This window comes from Phaeobacter sp. G2, assembly GCA_025163595.1.
GTDB lineage: Bacteria > Pseudomonadota > Alphaproteobacteria > Rhodobacterales > Rhodobacteraceae > Pseudophaeobacter.
The window spans coordinates 2,748,324-2,767,710 of the sequence record CP104100.1 but is presented as its reverse complement, the minus strand read 5'-3'; the positions used below and the strand labels follow the sequence as shown (position 1 = coordinate 2,767,710).

General features: G+C 57.4%; 22 protein-coding genes. 13 read left to right on the top strand and 9 right to left on the bottom strand.

Translation table 11 applies throughout. From position 1 onward, the window contains the following. Positions 1-128 precede the first annotated feature (128 nt). From N1037_13155 to N1037_13130, 6 genes are all read left to right on the top strand, one after another. Positions 129-854 (top strand): lysozyme, encoded by a 726-nt coding sequence (locus N1037_13155; GenBank protein UWS78232.1) that lies wholly within the window; start codon positions 129-131, stop codon positions 852-854. Further along, positions 851-1,186: a hypothetical protein gene (locus tag N1037_13150; GenBank protein ID UWS78231.1), complete on the top strand. Its 336-nt coding sequence runs from the start codon at positions 851-853 to the stop codon at positions 1,184-1,186. Before N1037_13155 ends, N1037_13150 begins: the two co-directional genes overlap by 4 nt. Then, the gene (locus N1037_13145; protein ID UWS78230.1) at positions 1,125-1,379 is read left to right on the top strand and encodes a hypothetical protein; all 255 of its coding nucleotides are present in this window, start codon (positions 1,125-1,127) and stop codon (positions 1,377-1,379) included. Before N1037_13150 ends, N1037_13145 begins: the two co-directional genes overlap by 62 nt. A 387-nt stretch (positions 1,380-1,766) precedes the next feature. Then, positions 1,767-2,885, top strand: coding sequence for a porin (locus tag N1037_13140; GenBank protein ID UWS78229.1), 1,119 nt, complete (start codon positions 1,767-1,769; stop codon positions 2,883-2,885). A gap of 230 nt (positions 2,886-3,115) precedes the next feature. Next, the gene (tig, locus tag N1037_13135) at positions 3,116-4,447 is read left to right on the top strand and encodes a trigger factor (GenBank protein ID UWS78228.1); all 1,332 of its coding nucleotides are present in this window, start codon (positions 3,116-3,118) and stop codon (positions 4,445-4,447) included. Positions 4,448-4,720: 273 nt separating this feature from the next. Further along, positions 4,721-7,054 (top strand): CHASE3 domain-containing protein, encoded by a 2,334-nt coding sequence (locus tag N1037_13130; protein UWS78227.1) that lies wholly within the window; start codon positions 4,721-4,723, stop codon positions 7,052-7,054. 114 nt (positions 7,055-7,168) lie between these two features. On the opposite strand, the gene N1037_13125 is transcribed toward N1037_13130, so the two are convergent. The 3 genes from N1037_13125 to N1037_13115 form a co-directional block, all read right to left on the bottom strand. Beyond that, positions 7,169-9,127, bottom strand: a complete 1,959-nt coding sequence (locus N1037_13125; GenBank protein UWS78226.1) for a bifunctional 2',3'-cyclic-nucleotide 2'-phosphodiesterase/3'-nucleotidase — start codon at positions 9,125-9,127, stop codon at positions 7,169-7,171. Between the two features lie 121 nt (positions 9,128-9,248). Next, positions 9,249-9,737, bottom strand: coding sequence for a lytic transglycosylase domain-containing protein (locus N1037_13120; GenBank protein UWS81359.1), 489 nt, complete (start codon positions 9,735-9,737; stop codon positions 9,249-9,251). Positions 9,738-9,868: 131 nt separating this feature from the next. Next, entirely contained in the window at positions 9,869-10,252 is a 384-nt protein-coding gene (locus N1037_13115; GenBank protein ID UWS78225.1) for a complement resistance protein TraT, read from the bottom strand. A gap of 198 nt (positions 10,253-10,450) precedes the next feature. Between N1037_13115 and N1037_13110 the strand changes: the two genes are divergently transcribed. Beyond that, on the top strand, positions 10,451-10,960 hold the full coding sequence (locus N1037_13110) for a hypothetical protein (GenBank protein ID UWS78224.1): 510 nt from the start codon (positions 10,451-10,453) through the stop codon (positions 10,958-10,960). 10 nt (positions 10,961-10,970) lie between these two features. After that, complete coding sequence (locus tag N1037_13105; GenBank protein ID UWS78223.1) at positions 10,971-11,186, top strand: helix-turn-helix transcriptional regulator; 216 nt, start codon at positions 10,971-10,973, stop codon at positions 11,184-11,186. Between the two features lie 89 nt (positions 11,187-11,275). On the opposite strand, the gene N1037_13100 is transcribed toward N1037_13105, so the two are convergent. From N1037_13100 to rpsF, 4 genes are all read right to left on the bottom strand, one after another. Then, complete coding sequence (locus tag N1037_13100) at positions 11,276-11,644, bottom strand: hypothetical protein (GenBank protein UWS78222.1); 369 nt, start codon at positions 11,642-11,644, stop codon at positions 11,276-11,278. A 136-nt stretch (positions 11,645-11,780) separates the two neighbouring features. Further along, the gene (gene rplI, locus N1037_13095) at positions 11,781-12,401 is read right to left on the bottom strand and encodes a 50S ribosomal protein L9 (protein ID UWS78221.1); all 621 of its coding nucleotides are present in this window, start codon (positions 12,399-12,401) and stop codon (positions 11,781-11,783) included. Between the two features lie 13 nt (positions 12,402-12,414). Next, entirely contained in the window at positions 12,415-12,642 is a 228-nt protein-coding gene (gene rpsR, locus N1037_13090) for a 30S ribosomal protein S18 (GenBank protein UWS78220.1), read from the bottom strand. 27 nt (positions 12,643-12,669) lie between these two features. Further along, positions 12,670-13,023 carry a 30S ribosomal protein S6 gene (gene rpsF, locus N1037_13085; protein ID UWS78219.1) on the bottom strand — a complete coding sequence of 118 codons (354 nt, stop codon included), beginning with the start codon at positions 13,021-13,023 and terminating at the stop codon, positions 12,670-12,672. 361 nt (positions 13,024-13,384) lie between these two features. Between rpsF and N1037_13080 the strand changes: the two genes are divergently transcribed. Together N1037_13080 and N1037_13075 are read left to right on the top strand one after the other, a co-directional pair. Continuing rightward, positions 13,385-13,936, top strand: a complete 552-nt coding sequence (locus N1037_13080; GenBank protein ID UWS78218.1) for a DUF5708 family protein — start codon at positions 13,385-13,387, stop codon at positions 13,934-13,936. Between the two features lie 211 nt (positions 13,937-14,147). Then, the gene (locus N1037_13075; GenBank protein UWS78217.1) at positions 14,148-14,723 is read left to right on the top strand and encodes a YceI family protein; all 576 of its coding nucleotides are present in this window, start codon (positions 14,148-14,150) and stop codon (positions 14,721-14,723) included. 88 nt (positions 14,724-14,811) lie between these two features. Here the strand turns inward: N1037_13075 and N1037_13070 are convergent, their stop codons facing one another. Next, positions 14,812-15,204 carry a hypothetical protein gene (locus N1037_13070; protein UWS78216.1) on the bottom strand — a complete coding sequence of 131 codons (393 nt, stop codon included), beginning with the start codon at positions 15,202-15,204 and terminating at the stop codon, positions 14,812-14,814. 126 nt (positions 15,205-15,330) lie between these two features. Then, positions 15,331-16,599, bottom strand: a complete 1,269-nt coding sequence (locus N1037_13065) for a cytochrome b/b6 domain-containing protein (GenBank protein ID UWS78215.1) — start codon at positions 16,597-16,599, stop codon at positions 15,331-15,333. A gap of 286 nt (positions 16,600-16,885) precedes the next feature. Between N1037_13065 and fabD the strand changes: the two genes are divergently transcribed. The 3 genes from fabD (at position 16,886) to N1037_13050 (ending at position 19,282) form a co-directional block, all read left to right on the top strand. Next, on the top strand, positions 16,886-17,821 hold the full coding sequence (gene fabD / locus N1037_13060) for an ACP S-malonyltransferase (protein ID UWS78214.1): 936 nt from the start codon (positions 16,886-16,888) through the stop codon (positions 17,819-17,821). Positions 17,822-17,900: 79 nt separating this feature from the next. Continuing rightward, positions 17,901-18,638, top strand: coding sequence for a 3-oxoacyl-[acyl-carrier-protein] reductase (gene fabG / locus N1037_13055; GenBank protein UWS78213.1), 738 nt, complete (start codon positions 17,901-17,903; stop codon positions 18,636-18,638). Positions 18,639-19,048: 410 nt separating this feature from the next. Beyond that, complete coding sequence (locus N1037_13050) at positions 19,049-19,282, top strand: acyl carrier protein (GenBank protein ID UWS78212.1); 234 nt, start codon at positions 19,049-19,051, stop codon at positions 19,280-19,282. The last annotated feature ends 105 nt before the right edge of the window (positions 19,283-19,387 follow it).

The following is a 19,387-nucleotide window of genomic DNA, read 5'->3' as shown; positions in this document are numbered from 1 at the left end:
CGCCCCGTCATGGCCCCGTTTGGGCCCGGTCTTGGCTCCGTCTTGCAGCGTACGCAGGGCTTACCTCCTCTCAAACCCCGCTCCCTAAAGTGTCCGGTCACTGACCTGGATTTTTGTGGAGGAAACGGATGAAGCTCATTTTCAATTGGCGAGCTGTGCTCACCAGAGCTGCGAGCGTCTGGTTTATTCTGGCTGGTCTGGTGGCGCTCATTGGGTTTTTCTTTGCCACACTCAGCCCGGACATGACCCGTTGGTCGCCTGTCTACTTTGCGGTGGCCTCGGCGGTGTTTCAGACCTTGGCGATTCCGGCGCGGATTGTGTTTCAGGCGGGGCTTGCGGATCTGAGAGAGTTTCGTCGCAGTGAGGCGGGGGCGATGCGGAACCGCAGTTTGGGGATCATCGCGGGCAGCGGTATTGCGCTCTCCACTGCCCTTGCCTTTATCGGCGGTTGGGAAGGGCTGCGCCAGGAGGCCTACCGCGATGTGGTTGGTGTCTGGACCGTCTGTTACGGCAAAACCCAGCAGGTGGCGCCTGGCGACCGCTACAGCAAGGCAGAATGCGACCAGTTGCTGGCGGCTGAAATTCTGTCCTATGAGGCCGCGTTGGATCGCTGTCTTAAGGTGACAGTGCCGCTGGGTATGAAGATTGCCCTGGTGTCCTGGACCTACAATGTGGGGGCCAGGGCGGCTTGCCAATCAACCTTGCTCCGGCTTGCAAATGCCGGGGACCTGGAGGGGGCCTGCAATGAGTTGCCGCGCTGGAACCGGGCAGGTGGCAAGGTCTGGCGTGGCCTGACCCGGCGACGGTTTTCGGAAATGGAAATGTGCCATGCAGCTCTGAAAGACGCCAGATGACCCTGGTCTGGCTGCTGCGCAATCTGCCTGTTCTGGCGGTGGCACTGGGGGGCGCGTTACTGGTCCTGTGGGGCGGGCGGCTAATGCAGGAGCGAACCCGGCTGAGTGCTGAACTGGGACAGCTGCAAAGACAGTTGTCCACGGCCCTGATTGAGCTGGACCGCGCACAAGAGGCCGCGCGCATTCACCGCGCCCATTTGGCCCGTGCCGAAGACGCGGCGCGGCGCTGGTCTGGGATTGCCAATGATCTGCAACGGATGGAGGGCCAGGATGCGCCTTTGTCACCTCTGCTTGGCCATACTGCTGAGCGCCTGTACCAAACCCGCCCCTAGGGTCATTCTCGCCCCGCATCCGGTACCGCCCGACCTGTTGCGCCCCTGTGCCGGATATCAAGGCCCGCTGCCACGCACGGAAGGCGCCCTTGCCAAAGCGATCATTGCCGAAGCCCAGGGGCGGGCCTGTGCAAATGCCAGATTGGCGGCGGTGGCAGAGATCCTGTCGAAACCGGATCCAAAGGACGGTTGATGTTTTTTTGCCTGAACCGGCTGAAATAAAGCGCAGCGCAGGGCCAAAGAAACGGGGCACTTACCGTTGTGGGAAAACAAAACGATTCCGTGATCGGCGAAAAAAGACTTATCAAATCACAGTGCGTCTCGCTGGGCGCAATGCTGCTTTGTTCTGAGCGCAGGCGCTAAGTGACATAGTTCACTTAACTGTGTTTGGCATTTGCAAAAAGTGACCGAATATATTGGCAAGAAAGCAAAATATTGCCAATTTCTGTCCCCTGGCAAAGCGAAATTAATTTCAAGACTGCGCGCCAAAAAAACTGATTGTTATATGTCAGGCGAGGAACGGATCCCTGGGATGGGGGGAGTACGGGCCACATACGTTCAACCAGGAGACTCTAGATCCATGAGCACCAAATTCGTATTGCGCAGCAGCGCGGCTGTTACCGCAGCTTTGCTCGCAGCCCCGGCATTTGCGGGCCCCACCTACACCAATGACAACGGCGGTAGCTTCCGCTGGTATGGTCAGTTTAACCCATCCTTCCAGTCTTTCGACGATGGCGTCGAAGAGTACAACCGCCTGTCTGACAACTCCTCGTCGAACTCGCGGATCGGTTTCTGGGTTGAACAAGCCTTTGGCGAGAACACCCTGAAGTTCCGTTTCGAAACGGCCTTTGGTTTCCGTGCCTCCGATGGCACTGACCAGACCTCCAAAGGGGATGTTACCAGCTGGAGCCGCACCAACCTGCGTCACGTTGATCTGCAGTTTGAAACCGCAAAATACGGTACCTTCTCGGCTGGTCAGGGTTCGATGGCCTCTGACGGCATCACCGGCGCAGACTACTCTGGAACCGGTCTTGGCGCCAACGCGTCGATCGCTGACATCGGCGGTGGTTACCTGTTCCGCGATGGTGCCGGTAACCTGACCGGCGTGTCCGTGGGCGATGTTACTGCGACATACGACGGTCCGCGTCTGGGTCGTGTGCGCTATGACAGCACCAACTATGGCGGTTTCACCTTCTCGGCTTCCTACGGGACCGATATTTTGAAAACCAACAACGACCGCGAAACCTACGACATTGCGGTTCGCTACAGCAATGATGAGCTGGGCGCCTTTGCTCTGGACGCAGGGCTTGCTGCGGCCTGGACCGAGGAAACCGGCAAACAGGACAGCCGTGACATCTCCGGCTCTGTTGCGCTTTTGCACAAAGACACAGGTATCTCCCTGGCGTTGGCTGCGGGTGAACGCGATATCGCTGGCACCTACACCTATGCCAAGCTGGGCTATTCCGCTGATCTCATCGCTGCAGGCAAAACCTCCTTCTCGGTGGATTACTATGATGGCTCCGATCAGGTAACAGCAGGCGATTCCTCTGAATCCTGGGGGATTGCTGCGGTTCAAAAAATCGACCGTTTCAACGTGGAAACCTACATTGCCTACCGCGATTACTCCTACGCGGATACTTCAGCCACCGCCTATCAGGATGCAAATGTGATCCTGGCCGGCGCGCGCTGGAAGTTCTGAAGACAGATTTTCCCCTCGGGTCTTCAGCTCGGTTTTCAAAACAACACGCACGTCCCCTTCCTGGGGGCGTGTTTTTTTGTGGGAAGATAAAAAAATTCCTAACGAATTGCGCCTTTGAGAGGGGGAAACCGGCAATGGCTCTTGCACCGCGCCGCCAGTAACAATAGAAGGCCACAAATTGTCTGGGGGCGGTGCCTGCGCACGCGCTCCGAATCTCTATGGGGTATAACATGCAGGTCACCGAGACGCTGAACGAAGGTCTGAAACGCGGCTACGCCATCACGGTTACGGCGGCCGAGCTGGACGCCAAGGTCAATGAAAAGCTGGTCGAAGCCCAGCCGGAAATCGAAATGAAAGGTTTCCGCAAAGGCAAGGTGCCTATGGCGCTGCTGAAAAAGCAGTTTGGCCAGCGCATGATCGGCGAAGCCATGCAGGAAACCATCGATGGTGCCATGAACGAGCACTTCGAAAAAACCGGTGACCGTCCCGCGATGCAGCCCGACGTCAAGATGACCAATGAAGATTGGAAAGAAGGCGACGACGTTGCCGTTGATATGTCCTATGAAGCGCTGCCAGAAATTCCTGAGGTCGACCTGTCTGGTGTGACCCTTGAAAAGCTGGTTGTGAAAGCCGAAGACGAAGCTGTCACCGAAGCGCTGGAAAACCTGGCTGAAAACGCCCAGGAATTCGAAGCCCGCGATGAAGCAGCGGCTTCTGAGGACGGCGACCAGGTTGTCATCGACTTCCTGGGCAAGGTTGACGGCGAAGCCTTTGAAGGCGGTGCGGCTGACGATTACCCACTGGTTCTGGGCTCCAATTCCTTCATCCCCGGCTTTGAAGAGCAGCTGGTTGGCGTCAAGGCTGGCGACGAAAAAGACGTCTCCGTGACCTTCCCCGAAGAGTATCAGGCCGAGCACCTGGCGGGCAAAGAAGCCGTGTTCTCTTGCACCATCAAAGAGGTCAAGGCGCCTAAAGCGGCCGAGATCAACGACGAGATGGCCAAGAAATTCGGCGCCGAAGATCTGGAGGCTCTGAAGGGTCAGATCCGCGAGCGTCTCGAATCTGAATATGCCGGTGCAGCCCGTGCTGTGATGAAACGCGCCACCCTGGACAAACTGGACGAGCTGGTCTCCTTTGATCTGCCCCCATCGCTGGTCGAAGCCGAAGCCAAGCAGATCTCGCATCAGCTGTGGCACGAGGATCACCCAGAGGTCGAAGGCCACGATCACGGCGAAATCGAAACCACCGAAGAGCACACCGCCCTGGCTGAGCGTCGCGTTCGCCTCGGCCTGCTGCTGGCAGAGCTGGGCCAAAAAGCCGAGGTCGAAGTGACCGATGCGGAAATGACCCAGGCCATCATGGCACAGGCCCGTCAGTACCCAGGTCAGGAACGTCAGTTCTTTGAATTCATCCAGCAGAACGCTCAGATGCAGCAGCAGCTGCGCGCGCCTTTGTTTGAAGACAAAGTCATCGACCACCTGTTTGATCAGGCCACTGTCGCTGAAAAAGAAGTCTCCAAAGAGGAACTTCAAAAAGCTGTCGAGGCGCTGGAAGAAGAATAAACTCAATCCTTTTGAGTATTACGGGGTCGCCTTTTGGGCGGCCCTTTTTTGTTTTAAAATAATAGAACTGTTTGATGTTTCGGATTTTGGGCTCATGCTAATTTCGTAATGGAAAAATATCTTCACAACCCTTGCGGTAAATAAGACTATCGTAATTCTTTTATCTGATCGTGAATCCCATATTGATTCACACGGGATGAAACGATGGTTGCTAGTTCTGCGAAGAGATTGCGGAGATTTTCTCCTGCCAATGCGAAGACCAAAACAAAGGTCATGTCTGTGGCATTGTTTCCTTTGGCTCTCATTGCTGCAGTAGGCGCATTGGCGGTTTATGATCTGCAACGGATGGAAGCGACCTCTCATAAGGTCGATCATTCGCAGCAAATTATGGACCAGGTTGCGACCCTCAACGCAGCGGCGTTTGAGATGGAGGCAGGTCTGCGCGGCTATGAGTTGGCGGGTCAAGAACGCTATCTGGAACCCTATGAAAAAGGTTCGGCCGAGACCTTTGCCGCCCTAGAGGAGCTGTCTGTCTCCGTCCGTGACGATCCCGCGATGGCAGAGCGTTTGAGCGAGGCTGAAAACACACTGCGCGCCTGGCAGTCCGATGTTGCTGAACAGGCCATCAACCTGCGACGTGACATTGGCGATGCCATGACCATGAATGACATGGCCTCAGAGGTTAAGACGGCCAAGGGGACAGTGTTCTTCGAGGCGTTTCGCTCTGAAATCGAACAATTCATCGAAGAGGAAGAGGTTCGTCTGGCTGATCGCCGTCAGGTTTTTATGACCATGGTTAAAACTGGCATTGCCAGCCCAGATTTCATGAACAGTTCGCTGATTGCCGTTGAACAGGCCCATTCAATCATCAGTGAGGCCAAGGATCTCTTGGCGGTTGCTGTGGATATGGAATCCAGCATGCGCGGCTATCTGTTGACCGGAGAAGAGGCTTCTCTGGAGCCGTATAACATCGGCATCGAGACTTTTGATCGCTTGGTCGCCAGCCTGACTGAGAAATCCAGTGAGAGCCTGATGCAGGAGATCCGCATCACCAAATTGGCAAAGATCATAGCGGATTGGCGTCAACAGGCGGTTGAGCCCCTGCTGGCGCTGCGCCGTGAAATTGGCGATGCCAAGACCATGGATGATATGGCTGATTTTGTTGCCGAGGGGCGCGGTGCTGCCTATTTTGCAGAGTTTTCCGAAATCATGGCTTCTTTCGAAGCTGAGGTACTTACCACGATGCGGGCGCGCCAGGCTGAAAACGCTGAAATTTCAGCGCTGACCCAAACCATGATTCCTGCAGCGATTTTTGTGGCCATTCTGCTGGGCGGTGCCTTTGCCTTGATCGTGGGCGGCAGCCTGGCCCGCGCGGTCAATCGCATTACGGTGTCGATGAAAGGTCTGGCCGATGGGAACAACACGGTCGAGATCCAGGGGCAGGACCGGGGTGACGAGATTGGCCAGATGGCCCGGGCGTTGGATGTTTTCCGCGATGCGCTGGTCGAAATGCAGGCTCTGGAAAAGAAAAAGGCCGAAGGCCGTGATGCAGAGCTGAACCAGATGGTAGAGCACCTGAGCCGGGTGTTGTCGCAGCTGTCGGATGGCAATCTTATGGTACAGATTGAGGAGCAGTTCCCAGAGGGATATGAAAAGCTGCGCGGTGATTTCAATCAGACCGTCATTACCCTAAAGAGCATCGTTGGAGACGTTATGGCCACCTCCAGCAGTATCGGTAATGGCGCCGTTGAGATCAGCCAGGCCTCGACGGACCTGTCCCATCGCACCGAGAGCCAGGCGGCAACCCTGGAAGAAACCGCGGCTGCCTTGGATGAGCTGACACAGTCGGTGAAATCCGCCGCCGAAGGGGCAAAAGCGGTCGAACAGACCATGGAGGCGGCCCGCGTCGAGGCTGAAAGCAGCGATGTTGTGGTTCAAAAAGCGGTCGCGGCGATGACCAAAATCGAAAGCTCCTCTCAAAGCATTGCGCAGATTATTTCTGTGATTGATGACATCGCCTTTCAGACCAATCTGCTGGCGCTGAATGCCGGGGTGGAAGCCGCCCGTGCTGGTGAGGCGGGGCGTGGGTTTGCCGTGGTGGCGAGCGAAGTACGTGCCCTGGCTCAGCGTTCTTCGGCTGCAGCGATGGAGATTAAAACGCTTATAGAAGACAGCGGCAAACAGGTCGGTGAGGGCGTGGATCTGGTGGGGCAGGCGGGCGACGCGCTGCAAACCATCGTTGAACAGGTGAGCCGGATCTCGACACAGGTTTCCGATATTGCCGAAGGTGCCGTCGAACAGTCCACAGGGCTTAACGAGATCAATACTGGCATGATTCAACTTGATCAGGTGACGCAGCAAAATGCCGCGATGGTGGAAGAGGCCACAGCGGCCAGTATATTGCTCAAAACGGATGCGGGAAAACTCGCTGATTTGATGGGGAATTTTCAGATCTCGCATCAACCCCGCTCCTTGGGTGCGGATGCCAGCCCTGCGGCTGCAGTGGCAACTGCGCTGCGGGATGTTGAGACGACAGAGAGCTGGGACAGTGTCGCCGAGGTCGCGCCGATGATGGCTGCAACCGGGACGGATGGCATCCGGGCGTAGGGCGGTTGCTGATATCCAGGATTGCACCTGATAAATAATAAGGGCCCGCCAGATCTGCGGGCCCTTTTCTATTTTGTTTACTGGCGGGGTCAGCCGCCCGGACGGTCGACCCTACTAGAGGTCAATGCGGAAGCGGGCAAAACCATCGGGACCGTCGCCTGCGGCTGACAGGGTGACACCCTGAACATCCTTGGCATAGTCGCTTGCTTTGGGGCCGGTATCGAACAGAACACTGGTGCCGGGCAGGGGCGCAAAGCTCCAGTTGGCATCGGCGCGGGGGCTGATGGTGCCCTTCTCCACAATGTAGCGCACAATCACATCGCGGTTGGTGTCAGGCCCTTCAAAGACGATGGTGTCCCCCATAGCGCCGGGGAAATCGCCGCCGCCGCCGGCACGGTAGTTGTTGGTGGCAATGATGAACTTGGCCGCTGGGTCGATTGGCGCGCCGTTGAAGGTCAGGTTGACGATACGATTGGCTTCTGGGTTCTGCAGAACGCCCTTGCTGCTGAATTTTGACGGCTGGCTCAGGTCGATCTGGTAGCGCACCCCGTCCATCACATCAAAATTGTAGCTTGGGAAGTCAGGGTTGAGCAGGATCTGGTCTGCCTTGCCCGGCTCTACCTGATTGAACATGCCGGCTGAACGCTCCAGCCAGTCCTTGACCTGGGCGCCGGTCACCAGAACCGCGCGGGCGGTGTTGGGGTAAAGATATAGGTCCGAGACATTCTTGATCGCCACATCGCCTTTTGGCACATCGGTGAAATACTCAGGCCCGCCACGGCCACCAGCCTTGAACGGGGCTGCGGCTGATAGAATTGGCAGGCCTTCGTATTTGGTGCCCTTCAGCATCTGGGCGATGTACCAGCTTTGTGCAATCGACACGATCTGCACCGAAGGGTCATCGGCAACCAGGGCAAAATAGCTATGCAGCGGCGCATCGGTTTTCCCCACCGCGCGGCGCACATAGGCCAGGGTTTCCTCGTGCTGCTGGGCGACAGAGGCCAGCACCTGTGCGTCGCTTTTCACCAGCGCGGTGATTGATCGATCCTCATTCCGTTTGGAAATGGGGCGGGCTTCAGCGGCATGGCCGACAACGCGCCAGCCACCTGCGTCGCGTTCCAGCATCAGATCAATCAGCCCCAGGTGGCTGCCCCAATAGCCGCCCATGGTGGCGGGTTTGCCCTGCAGGGTCCCTTTGGCCACGTCGATACCATCCAGCCCGTCATATTTGGAGGAGGGAAACACCAGGTGGCTATGGCCGGTCATGATGGCGTCAATGCCGTCCACACCAGCCAGCACCAATGAGGCATTCTCCATGCCATCAGTTTCCTGTCCCCCGCCAATGCCAGAGTGGGACAGAGCGATGATAATATCGGCGCCTTTCTCCTTCATTTCCGGCACATAGGCACGTGCGGCCTGCAGGATATCACGGGCCTGGACATTACCTTCTAGATGGCGGCGATCCCAGTTCATCACCTGCGGCGGCACAAAGCCAATGAGGCCAATTTTGATCGCATGTTTAGCGCCGGCACCATCGGTCAGTTCGCGGTCCATCAGCACATAGGGGGGCAGTAGGGTTTTATCGTCACGCGGGCCAGCCCCGGTTTCTTTGGCGATATTGGCGCAGACCACCGGGAACTGCGCTCCGGCAAGGGATTTCATCAGGAAATCAAGGCCATAGTTGAACTCGTGATTGCCCAGTGTCGAGGCATCAAAGCCCACGGTATTCATTGCGGCAATCACTGGATGCAGATCGCCTTCGCGCATTCCGCGTTCATAGGCGATGTAGTCCCCCATCGGGTTGCCCTGCAAGAAATCGCCATTGTCCAGCAACAGCGCATTGGTGGCCTCTGCCCGGATGTCATTGACGATCGAGGCGGTGCGGGCCAGCCCTACCGTATCGCGGGGTTTGTCGGCGTAATAATCATACGGAAAGACATGCACATGCAGGTCGGTGGTTTCCATCAATCGCAGATGCATCTGGTTCGAGGCGGCCTGCAGAGAAAACGGGTGCAGCGCGATGAAGCCGGCGCTGCCAGCGAGAAAAGACCGGCGGTCAAGTGAGATCGGCATGAAGAAACTCCCAGTGTCAGTTTGCAGCGTAGCTATCCGGTAACGATAACAGCAAAATGACAGGTGTCCCGGCGAATTTGAGCCACAGCACCGACCACAGCTTGTTGAACCGGGGGGCGGGTTATTTCACCAATCCGGTCTCTTTCAACATGCCGCGCCGTTTCGCCTCGTAGTAGTAGCCGCGCGAATAGTGTTTGACCGCAGTATCAAAACTGCCATCCGACAAGAGCCAGGCGCCGCGCAGGTATTTCACCGAATACTCAAGGTTTGTATCCGCATCCAGCAAGTCCTTCGGCGCGCCGGAAAAGCCCATGGAACGTGCGGTGGCCGGCAGGATCTGCAATAGGCCATAGTAGGGGCGGTTGATGGCCTTGGGGCGATGGGTGCTTTCGCGGATTGCCAGGCGATGTACCAGGGCGCGCGGAACCTCATAGTGGTCTGCCCAATGGTTGATGCTTTGCCGCAGTTGCGGTGTTTCATTAGGGTAAAGCGGCGGGGTGATTTGGGTTCCTGCCCCACCTGGTTTGACCGGGCTGCAGGCTGTGGATGCCAGCGGCACGGCCAAGCTCAGCAAAAGAATCATAGTTTTGCCGCTGTTTCTGAATGTCATCATGCAGAGAAATCCACCAGTTGGAATGAAGTGTCGGGGGGGCATTGGGGCATCCTAGGCATTCCCTTGGGAAAGGAAAGAAAGCCCCGCCTAGATCGGCGGGAACTTACTCATTCAGACGCGGGGCGGGGTTAGCCGATTACGGGATGGTCCCGGTTCTGCATGCAGCGAATGATCATCTCGCGTTGCTTTTCTTCCTTGTCCATTGTGCCTTCTGCGGCGCCGATCAGCCCGCCAATGGCGGCTCCGGCAATGGCATCCTCGTGGGATTCCCCGGCGCCGGTTGCGGCACCAATCAAAGCGCCGATCATGGCCCCTTCTGATGTCAGCTCATTGTCGTATCGCATCGCGATTTGGCGGCAATCCACCAGATCACTGTTGTAGCTGGCTGAGATCGGGCCACTGGTGCGCAGCGGTTGCGCGGCCGGCGACAGGCCGCAGGCGCTCACGCCTAGGCCCAGGGCGGTGACGGCGGCGGTCAGGATCAGTTTTGGGGTCACAAATTTGTCGGTCATTACCAGAGTCCTTGTTTGAAATTCAGCAGCAGGTTGCCTGCTGTTGCGATCGGCCTGGAACATAGGAGGGAATTTTTAATCTGCAACAAGAAATTTCTGTAAAACGATAAAAAGTACTAGTTAAACAAAAAATTCTTGCCATCGACGGTGTCGGCTGCGATGACCGCAAGACGGGACGGAAATGGGAAGGGAAAGCCGATGGCCTTGGTCGCACGAATACTAATGGGGGTGACCAGCGTTCTGATGGTGGCCTATATGGTGCTGATCTGTAGCCTGGTGATGATCGGAAACTATGACGAGATCTGGGAGCTGGCAGATTTCCCGCCGCAGGATTTTGCCCCGTCGTCGATTGGCATCGCTCTGGGATTGTTTTTTGCTGTCGTTGTGGTCGGCGGACTGCTGATGACCTTTTGGCAATCACATCTGTTGCTGAAACTGGGGCGTACGCATCTGTTTCGCGCCTTGGCGCACCGGCTGCGTCTTTGCGGTGTTGGTCTGACCCTGATGTGGGTGGGGCTCTATGCCTTTATGAACCTGGTGCCGCTGACCCTGTCGATGGGACGTGTCGCACCTGATCTTATGGACATTGAATGGTCCCCATTTGAGATCGAAACAGTGTTTCTGGTTCTCGCGGTGGTGATGGTCGCCTTGTCAGAGACCTTGACACGCGCGGCAGAGATTGAAGACGAAAACAACCAGTTCCTATAAGGGGATAGGCATGCCGATCCGTGTGAACCTTGATATGATGCTGGTCCGTCGCAAAGTGAAATCCCGGGAACTGGCCGCGGCGGTTGGCATCACCGAGGCCAATCTGTCCCTGCTCAAATCCGGCAAGGTCAAGGGCGTGCGCTTTGCAACGCTGGATGCGATCTGCCAGTTTCTGGAGTGCCAGCCCGGCGACATTCTGGAACATCTGCCGGAAGAGGACAGTTAGGCCACCTGCCTTCGAAGAGCGGCCCCTCTGGGCGAGGGGCTGGGAATGGCGTGCTTCTGCGGGAGGCGCCGATCAACTGCTCTGATCCCCTAGCCCGTTACGGGGTGACCGCGCTGCTGCATACATTGGACCAGGTAGTTGCGCTGCGCCTGCTTGACCTCGGCATCGCCAATCGCAGCTCCAACGGCCGCCCCGACGACGGCCCCTGCCAGTGCCTTGTCGTGGCCTTCAAGCGCACCGCCCAGGGCGCCACCTGTCCCGACGATGGCTGCGGTCTTGCCGATATGGCCCTGGCCAACACGGCGGGCCTCGGCGCGGCACTGGGCCTCATCATTGGCATACCCACTTGGCAGAGCGCCACTGACCTGCAGCGGTGCCTCCAACGGAACGGTGTCGCAGGCGGAGACTGCCAGGACAAGTAAACCACCACAAAGACCCGTCAAAATTCGGCTATTCATCTGCTTTGCTCCCTACAATCCAAAGGTGACACCGCCCCAGCGTAGGGCGGGGCAGTGGATTGAGCCAGCCCAAAAGAAAAAAGGCCACACCGCAGGGGCATGGCCTTTTCTAATTGATGTCTGATCAAAGAGCTGATCAGGTTGCAGACTCTTCGTCAGCTGCCGCTGCGGGGGCATCGCCCTCGTCATCGTCGTCAGATGCGGCAGAACCGATATCGTCAAACAGTTCAGAGATTTCGAATTCAGCAGCTGCTTCCTCTTCGGCAGCGAGCTCCTGGATCGATTTACCAGAGGCCTGCAGCTCAGCTTCTTCGGCCGAACGGGCTACGTTCAGTTTGATCTGAGCTTCGACTTCTGGGTGCAGTTTGACCAAAACGGTGTGCAGGCCGAGGTCTTTGATCGGATCGATCAGAACAACCTGCTTTTTGTCGACCGAGAACCCGGCTTCGCTGGCGGCATCGGCGGCGTCACGAGTGGTGACAGAACCGTAAAGCGAACCGGCATCCGAAGCGGAGCGAATCACGACGAACTGCTGACCGTCCAGCTTTTCAGCCAGAGCGGCGGCTTCTGCCTTGGTTTCCAGATTGCGTGCTTCCAGCTGCGCTTTCTGTTCTTCAAAGGCGGCCAGGTTGGCTTCCGATGCGACCTTGGCTTTCGCCTGGGGCAGCAGGAAGTTGCGGGCAAACCCGGGTTTGACGTCTACAACGTCGCCCATCTGGCCCAGCTTGGCCACACGTTCAAGAAGGATAACTTGCATTGCTCAGGTCTCCTTACTTAACAGCATAGGGCAGCAGGGCGAGGAAGCGGGCGCGCTTGATAGCACGGGCCAGTTCACGCTGCTTCTTTGCCGAAACGGCGGTGATACGCGAAGGTACGATCTTGCCACGCTCAGAGATGTAGCGCTGCAGAAGACGGGTGTCTTTGTAATCGATCTTTGGCGCGTTGTCGCCCGAGAAGGGGCAGACTTTACGACGGCGGAAAAATGGTTTGGCTGCCATGGTTTAGCGTCCTTTTCTCAAGCTAGATCAGCGGCGCTCGCGACGGGTGTCGCGTTCGTCACGTTTCTGCATCTGGACCGAAGGTCCTTCGGCGTGCTCGTCGACCTTGATGGTCAGAACGCGCATCACGTCATCATGCAGGCGCATCAGGCGTTCCATTTCCTGAACAGCCGCTGCAGGTGCATCGGTGCGCAGGAAGGCATAGTGGCCCTTGCGGTTTTTGTTGATCTTGTAGGCCATCGTTTTGACGCCCCAGTATTCACTGTCAACGAGCTTACCTTCGTTGTCAGCCAATACGGCACCAAAATGTTCGACGAGACCTTCAGCTTGCGAGTTGGACAGATCCTGACGCGCAATCATAACATGCTCATAGAGGGGCATGCGAACTCCAGTTTGTTTCAAGGCGCATTTCATAGACCGGGCGGTTGAGCCTTCCGCTGCCCTGTCACGAGAGTCTGCGCGGATCGAATGTGTCGCGGAAGGATGGCCTCATATAGCTGCTTTGACGCAAAGAGCAAGGTGAAATAGGTCACAAAGACATCTCAGGCGGGCAACATCAGCTGCCGCGGCAATTGCAGGGCTGGGTGAGATGCTGTTTTACCAAATACGTCGACCAAAAGATAAGGGAAATCAACAATTCCCAGCTCTCGCCCCATTGTCGCCCCATTCCTCGCGTCAAGCTTGGTTAATAAAACGTTAATCCGCACCGGGTTGGTGACGGTTCAGCAGATTGAGGCATATAATGAGCATTTCCAGCCAGGCCCCGCTGCCCTATGGGCACCAGTACCGTTCCAGATTTATGGGCAACGCGCGCACCGCTGGAAACCTGGCGACGGCGATGCCACTGGTTTTGAGCTTTGAGGCAAATTGGGGAGTGCGTATCCTTATGCTGCGTGGTCTGGGACTTGCCACACTGGTCAGCGCCAGCGGGTTGTGGCTGTTTCCAAGCAATGTTGCCGATCCTGAACTGAGCCTGCTGAAGGTTGGTGTCTCGGTATTGTTTTGTGTGCTCGGCCTGGTGTTGATGACCACCCGTAACCAGAGCCAGCCGCCAGAGGCCTGTTTTGATCCGGTGCGCCGTGAGTTGCGGGTGCTGCGCTGCGATGCCCATGGGCAGCCCAAAACGGTTCTGCGCCGCAGCTACGATACCATTGGCGGTGCCCGGTTGAATGACGGAGCAGTGCAATTGTTTGAAAATGACGGCAGCCTACTGATCGAGATTCCCCTTGGCAGCACGGCGGCGCGCAGCCAATTGCGCGACCAGCTGAGCGGCGCGGTGCAATTGTTCAATTGATTTGTTCACGCCTGCGTGAGCAGATATGATCCCTCCCTCCGGGAAACCTTGATAAATAAGGGGCTCTGCGTCACCGCGCAGGGCCTTTGTTCTTTTCTCAACAGATGATGTTGGAAAATGCCGGTTTCAATTTGGCCGCCCAGACCACAGGTTAAGCTCACAAGTTTTGACCACACTGAAACACCACTCTTCACCAACGGAGCGAAAACTAATGAAAAAGATCCTTGCTGCTGCAGCACTTGTCGGCCTGAGCACAACCGCAGCCTTTGCTGCCCCCGAGAAGTATGTCCTGGACTCCAGCCACAGCCAGATCGTGTTCAGCTACAACCACCTCGGGTTCTCGACCGGCGTTGGGATGTTCTCGGGCTTTGAAGGCGAGATCATGTTTGATCAGGAAGACCCTGCAAACTCCAGTGTTTCCGTTTCCATGCCGCTGAACTCCATGTTGACCGGCTGGCAGGCGCGGTTTGATCACTTCATGTCCGCTGATTTCTTTGGCGCCGAGGGCGACGAGCAGATCACCTTCACCTCCAGCAAGATTGAAGTGACAGGCGACACCACAGCTCACATCACCGGCGATCTGACCCTGAATGGCGTCACCAAATCCGTGGTTCTGGACGCAACCCTGAACCAGGTTGGCGATCACCCAATGGCAGGTAAGCCCTGGGCTGGTTTTGATGCCACCACTACGCTGGTGCGGTCTGACTATGGCCTCGGCAAATTTGCGCCATATGTAGGCGATGAGGTCTCTGTGCAGATCTCTGTTGAAGCGATGAAAGCTGAGTAACAGCTGTTTCCCTGCTGAAAGCAATGACATGAAGGCGCCGCTTCCCTGAGGGAGGCGGCGTTTTTTATGTGAGAAACCCTGGTGGCACTCAAAGGCTGCTGTGGCGTCGATTGACGATAAAGCCAGCGGGTCGTTCTGTGATGTCAAACCCCTGATTCTGCAGACCAGGAGAGAGTGCGTTGAATTCGGCGGTTGAGAGTGCGAGGCCCTGTATCTGGATGTCCGCAACTTTTGGGTGGTGATCTTCGATCTCCCACAGCACCCGCAACAGGCTGTCCCCGGGGCGCTCGTCGTTCTTCAGATAAAAGACGGCGCTTCCTTGCGCGAGGGTGCTTTGCTGCGCGAACCACTTGGCGTTTGCGACTGAGTAAACAAGCCAGAGCGGGCCAGTCCATTTGCTAGTGTAGTTTGTATCATAGGAGATGCAGGCCAACATCCCGTCAGAATGGCGCAGACATGGCAGGCTGTCGAGGTGTACCAAGCCCCCCAATCCATTAACCACTACCGATGGGCCAGGCCACGATCCGTAAAACGGAAAACCTCCCCAGGTTTCCCCGGAGAGGTTTGCTGCGTGGTGTGAGTGGTGGTCTAAGAATGGGGCGCGGCGTTAGTTGGTCTGTTGGGCTGTCAGGGAAATATCCAGAACAACCTCAAAGCCCAGAGTGCCCTCGTCTTGGGTGCCCGCTCCGATGTCAAAATCAAGCCGGTTCACCACAGTCTGGCCCTGCATCTGAGCCGTGTCGCCATCGATTTGCAGGGTGAAGGGCAGGGTGAGGGGCTGGGTCTTGTCACGGATCGTCAGCTCTCCAACCGCTTGGTATCCGGTCTCCAGCTTTTCCAACTGAGCCTCAAACCGGGCCTTTGGGTAGGTGGCGCTGTCAAAATAGTCCGCGCCCATGGCCTGATCTGTGACGGTGCCCAGGGTGAGGGAGGTAATGTCGATCTCAACCGCGACCTGGCCTGCGGGGCCGGGGGCATCCGGGTTGTCAAAGGTGATATCTGCCTGCCAGTTGGCAAAGGAGCCGCTGACGCTGCTGCCCATTTGTTGAATGGTCAGGGCGAGTTTTCCGTCCTGCACGGTCCAGTTGCCTGTGCCGTTGCTGGCCTGGTTTTCACTTTGCGCCCCGGCCTGAGCCGCAGGGCTTGCCTCGGCGTGGCTGTGGCCATCGTGATCATGCGGTGTGCTCTGCGCCAGCATGACGCCACCGGTCAGGACCGCCGCCCAGATCACTGCTGCGATAGCTGCAGGAACTAGACTGTGCTTTTGCGCCGGCGGTGTTGGCAGATCGCCGGAGTTGGGCAACATGCGGCGCAGGGTTGCGTCGCGGTCGATCACCACATGCTTCAGCGCGCCCGCTACATGCAGGCCAAAGGTGACCATCAGCGTCTTGGTTGAAATCCAATGCAGCGCGCCAAACAGAGCTGCGGTGGCATCAGACTTGGCCACAAAAGGCAGCTCCTGGCCAAAGGGCCACCAGATAGGGGCAAACCCGGTGCTGGCGGCATGGTGGATCCAGCCGGTCAGAGGGGTGGCCACCATGGCGCCGTAAAGAACCCAGTGCACCACCTCTGCGGCCAGGGCTTCGGGTTTGTTTTCAGGGTGCAACAGCCCCGGTTTGGGCTGGGACAGCGCCCAGACTATGCGGGCCAGCCCGGTAAAGAAGGCGGCAACGCCGATGGTCTTGTGGATGGAGAACAGCAGCACAGCGCGCGACAGGGTCTCGGCAGAGCCATCAAAGCTGGGGCTTTGAATGTCATGGGCCAGATCGTTGGCAATCAGGCCCATCAGAAAGGCGGAAATCAGCAGGAGCGCTGTGAGCCAATGGAAGCTCTTGGTGACGCTGCCATAGCTGGAGGTGGTGTTTTGGGCTGGCACTGGGTTGGTTCCTTGAACAGGTGCGTTGCTGTTACTTTAGTCTTGCAGCAGATCCATGCAATGGGGGGCTCTGTCCACCTGCGAACAGAGTTTGTGCAACAGAGTCTGTGCATAGGGACCGCTGCCGCAGGATCCTGCGGCGCCGAGTGTCAATCTGGCCGCCACCAAGGGGCCAGTTTCGGTGGGGTGGGATCACGGCGGAACTGGGAACTGGGGTCAGTTCTCTTGTGCGTTGGGTCGGCTGCGTCTAAACCGGGGAAAACGATAGCGAAGGAAGTGACCCTTAATGACGATCGCATTTGTATTTCCGGGGCAGGGCGCCCAGGCCATTGGAATGGGCCAGGCATTGGCAGAGACGTATCCGGCCGCAAAGGCTGTCTTTGATGAGGTCGATGCGGCGCTTGGTGAAAATCTCAGCAAATTGATCTGGGAGGGCGACATCGAGACCCTGACCCTGACCCAGAACGCCCAACCAGCCCTGATGGCGACCTCTTTGGCGGCCCTGCGGGCGCTGCAGGCCGAAGGTATTGCAATTGATCATGCGGGTTTTGTCGCCGGGCATTCGCTGGGGGAATATTCGGCGCTGGCTGCAGCCGGTGCGATTTCCATCGCAGATACTGCGCGCCTGCTGCGCACCCGCGGCGAAGCCATGCAAAGCGCCGTTCCGGTAGGCATTGGTGCCATGGCTGCCCTTCTGGGGCTGGATTTTGCCACTGTAAAAGAGGTGGCCGCCGAGGCTGCAGCCGAGGGAGAAGTGGTCCAGGCGGCCAATGACAATGACCCCACTCAGGTGGTTGTCTCCGGTCACAAGGCCGCCGTGGAACGGGCCGCAGAAATTGCCAAGACCCGTGGTGCCAAACGCGCAGTGATGCTGCCGGTCTCGGCGCCGTTTCACTGTGCGCTGATGCAGCCCGCCGCGGATGTGATGGCAGAGGCCCTGGCAGCGGTTGAGATCAAAGGCCCCGCCGTGCCGCTGATCGCCAATGTGCGCGCTGATGAGGTGAGCGACCCGGCTGAAATCCGTCAGCTGTTGGTTGAACAGGTCACCGGTTCGGTGCGCTGGCGTGAAAGCGTTCAGGCCATGGCCGCCAAAGGCGTGACAGAATTTTGGGAAATTGGCTCTGGCAAGGCCCTGTCCGGCATGATCCGCAAGATCGACCGCAGCCTGACCTGCCGCCAGTTTGGCACGCCTGAGGCGGTTGCAGCCGTCACAGAGGCCTGATCCCCACGCGCGTAAATGCGGTGCAACCGGGGCCGAGCGCGGCTCTGATGGTCCTGCACACGGAAATAAAGGAAGAGTTATGTTTGATTTGACTGGTAAGACGGCCCTGATCACCGGGGCATCGGGTGGTATTGGTGGCGACATCGCCCGTAGCCTGCATGCAGCGGGTGCGACCGTTGCGCTGTCTGGCACCCGCGAGGCCCCGCTGCAGGAACTGGCAGCCGAGCTTGGCGAGCGCGCCCATGTGCTGACCTGCAACCTGAGCGATCCAGAGGCGGTGGAGGCGCTGCCCAAACAGGCTGCCGCCGCTATGGGCAGCGTTGATATTTTGGTGAACAACGCCGGGATCACCAAAGACAATCTGTTTATGCGGATGAAAGATGAAGAGTGGCAAAGCGTGTTGGACGTGAACCTGACCTCGACCATGCGCCTGTGTCGTGGGGTGATGCGCGGTATGATGAAAGCCCGCTGGGGCCGGATCATAAACATCTCTTCGATTGTGGGCGCCACCGGTAACCCTGGGCAAGGCAATTATGCTGCCTCCAAGGCCGGGATGATCGGTATGTCGAAATCCATCGCTTATGAGGTCGCCAATCGCGGCATCACGGTGAATGCGGTAGCACCTGGGTTTATTGCCACTGCGATGACCGAAAAACTGACGGATGCGCAGAAAGACGCCATCCTGACACAGATTCCTGCCGCGCGGATGGGAGATTCGAAAGAAATCGCCGCAGCGGTGCTGTATCTGGCCAGCCCCGAGGCTGCCTATGTCACCGGAACCACCCTGCATGTGAACGGCGGCATGGCGATGCTGTAGGCGGGTTTGGCTTTGATAATTCCTCGGCTTGCTGCAAAAAACATTGCAGAATCGAGGTAATCGAAGCACAAAACACCCTAGAACTTTGTAAATATCGTATTGATTTCAACAGGGTTTTAGAAATCTTCGGTGCCGCCCCTTGTCCTTGGGGCAGGGCGGCGCCATCTGCTCGACTTGGGCGGCCAAAACCGGGCATAGACTGGAACCGCAGATGCAGCGAAACCATTTGCCTCTGCGCTGGTCTGTGCTATAGGCGGCCCATATTCGTCCTGACGTTTTCCTCGCAAGGGAAAGCGATCGGGCAGCTCTCGTTTGTGAGAGCAGAACCGCCCGCATTGGGCAAAACCATGCCACCCCAAGCGGGTAAGGGCAAAAACCGGGCAGACTGCCCTGAAGAACGAGGAAATGACATGAGCGACGTCGCAGACCGCGTAAAAAAGATCGTTGTAGAGCACCTGGGTGTTGAAGAAGAAAAAGTGACCGAAAACGCGTCCTTCATCGACGATTTGGGTGCTGACAGCCTCGACACCGTTGAGCTGGTCATGGCATTTGAAGAAGAGTTTGGCATCGAGATCCCTGATGATGCGGCCGAAACCATCCAGACATTTGGCGACGCTGTGAAGTTCATCACCGAAGCTTCCTAAGTCCCGCTCACAGTAATGTGATTATCGAAACGGCGTTTTCCACCTGGGAAGCGCCGTTTTGCGTCTCGCAGCACTTACCGTTCTGAGGAAGGTTGCCCCTACACC

Coding starts and splice junctions, on each gene's coding strand:
- N1037_13120 (UWS81359.1), bottom strand. CDS start 9,737: ATGACATTCAGAAACAGCGGCAAAACTATGATTCTTTTGCTGAGCTTG.
- N1037_13125 (UWS78226.1), bottom strand. CDS start 9,127: ATGCCGATCTCACTTGACCGCCGGTCTTTTCTCGCTGGCAGCGCCGGC.
- rpsF (UWS78219.1), bottom strand. CDS start 13,023: ATGCCCCTCTATGAGCATGTTATGATTGCGCGTCAGGATCTGTCCAAC.
- N1037_13145 (UWS78230.1), top strand. CDS start 1,125: ATGCGCCTTTGTCACCTCTGCTTGGCCATACTGCTGAGCGCCTGTACC.
- N1037_13100 (UWS78222.1), bottom strand. CDS start 11,644: ATGAATAGCCGAATTTTGACGGGTCTTTGTGGTGGTTTACTTGTCCTG.
- tig (UWS78228.1), top strand. CDS start 3,116: ATGCAGGTCACCGAGACGCTGAACGAAGGTCTGAAACGCGGCTACGCC.
- N1037_13080 (UWS78218.1), top strand. CDS start 13,385: ATGAGCATTTCCAGCCAGGCCCCGCTGCCCTATGGGCACCAGTACCGT.
- N1037_13115 (UWS78225.1), bottom strand. CDS start 10,252: ATGACCGACAAATTTGTGACCCCAAAACTGATCCTGACCGCCGCCGTC.
- N1037_13075 (UWS78217.1), top strand. CDS start 14,148: ATGAAAAAGATCCTTGCTGCTGCAGCACTTGTCGGCCTGAGCACAACC.
- fabG (UWS78213.1), top strand. CDS start 17,901: ATGTTTGATTTGACTGGTAAGACGGCCCTGATCACCGGGGCATCGGGT.
- N1037_13105 (UWS78223.1), top strand. CDS start 10,971: ATGCCGATCCGTGTGAACCTTGATATGATGCTGGTCCGTCGCAAAGTG.
- N1037_13050 (UWS78212.1), top strand. CDS start 19,049: ATGAGCGACGTCGCAGACCGCGTAAAAAAGATCGTTGTAGAGCACCTG.
- fabD (UWS78214.1), top strand. CDS start 16,886: ATGACGATCGCATTTGTATTTCCGGGGCAGGGCGCCCAGGCCATTGGA.
- N1037_13130 (UWS78227.1), top strand. CDS start 4,721: ATGTCTGTGGCATTGTTTCCTTTGGCTCTCATTGCTGCAGTAGGCGCA.
- N1037_13155 (UWS78232.1), top strand. CDS start 129: ATGAAGCTCATTTTCAATTGGCGAGCTGTGCTCACCAGAGCTGCGAGC.
- N1037_13140 (UWS78229.1), top strand. CDS start 1,767: ATGAGCACCAAATTCGTATTGCGCAGCAGCGCGGCTGTTACCGCAGCT.
- rpsR (UWS78220.1), bottom strand. CDS start 12,642: ATGGCAGCCAAACCATTTTTCCGCCGTCGTAAAGTCTGCCCCTTCTCG.
- N1037_13110 (UWS78224.1), top strand. CDS start 10,451: ATGGCCTTGGTCGCACGAATACTAATGGGGGTGACCAGCGTTCTGATG.
- rplI (UWS78221.1), bottom strand. CDS start 12,401: ATGCAAGTTATCCTTCTTGAACGTGTGGCCAAGCTGGGCCAGATGGGC.
- N1037_13150 (UWS78231.1), top strand. CDS start 851: ATGACCCTGGTCTGGCTGCTGCGCAATCTGCCTGTTCTGGCGGTGGCA.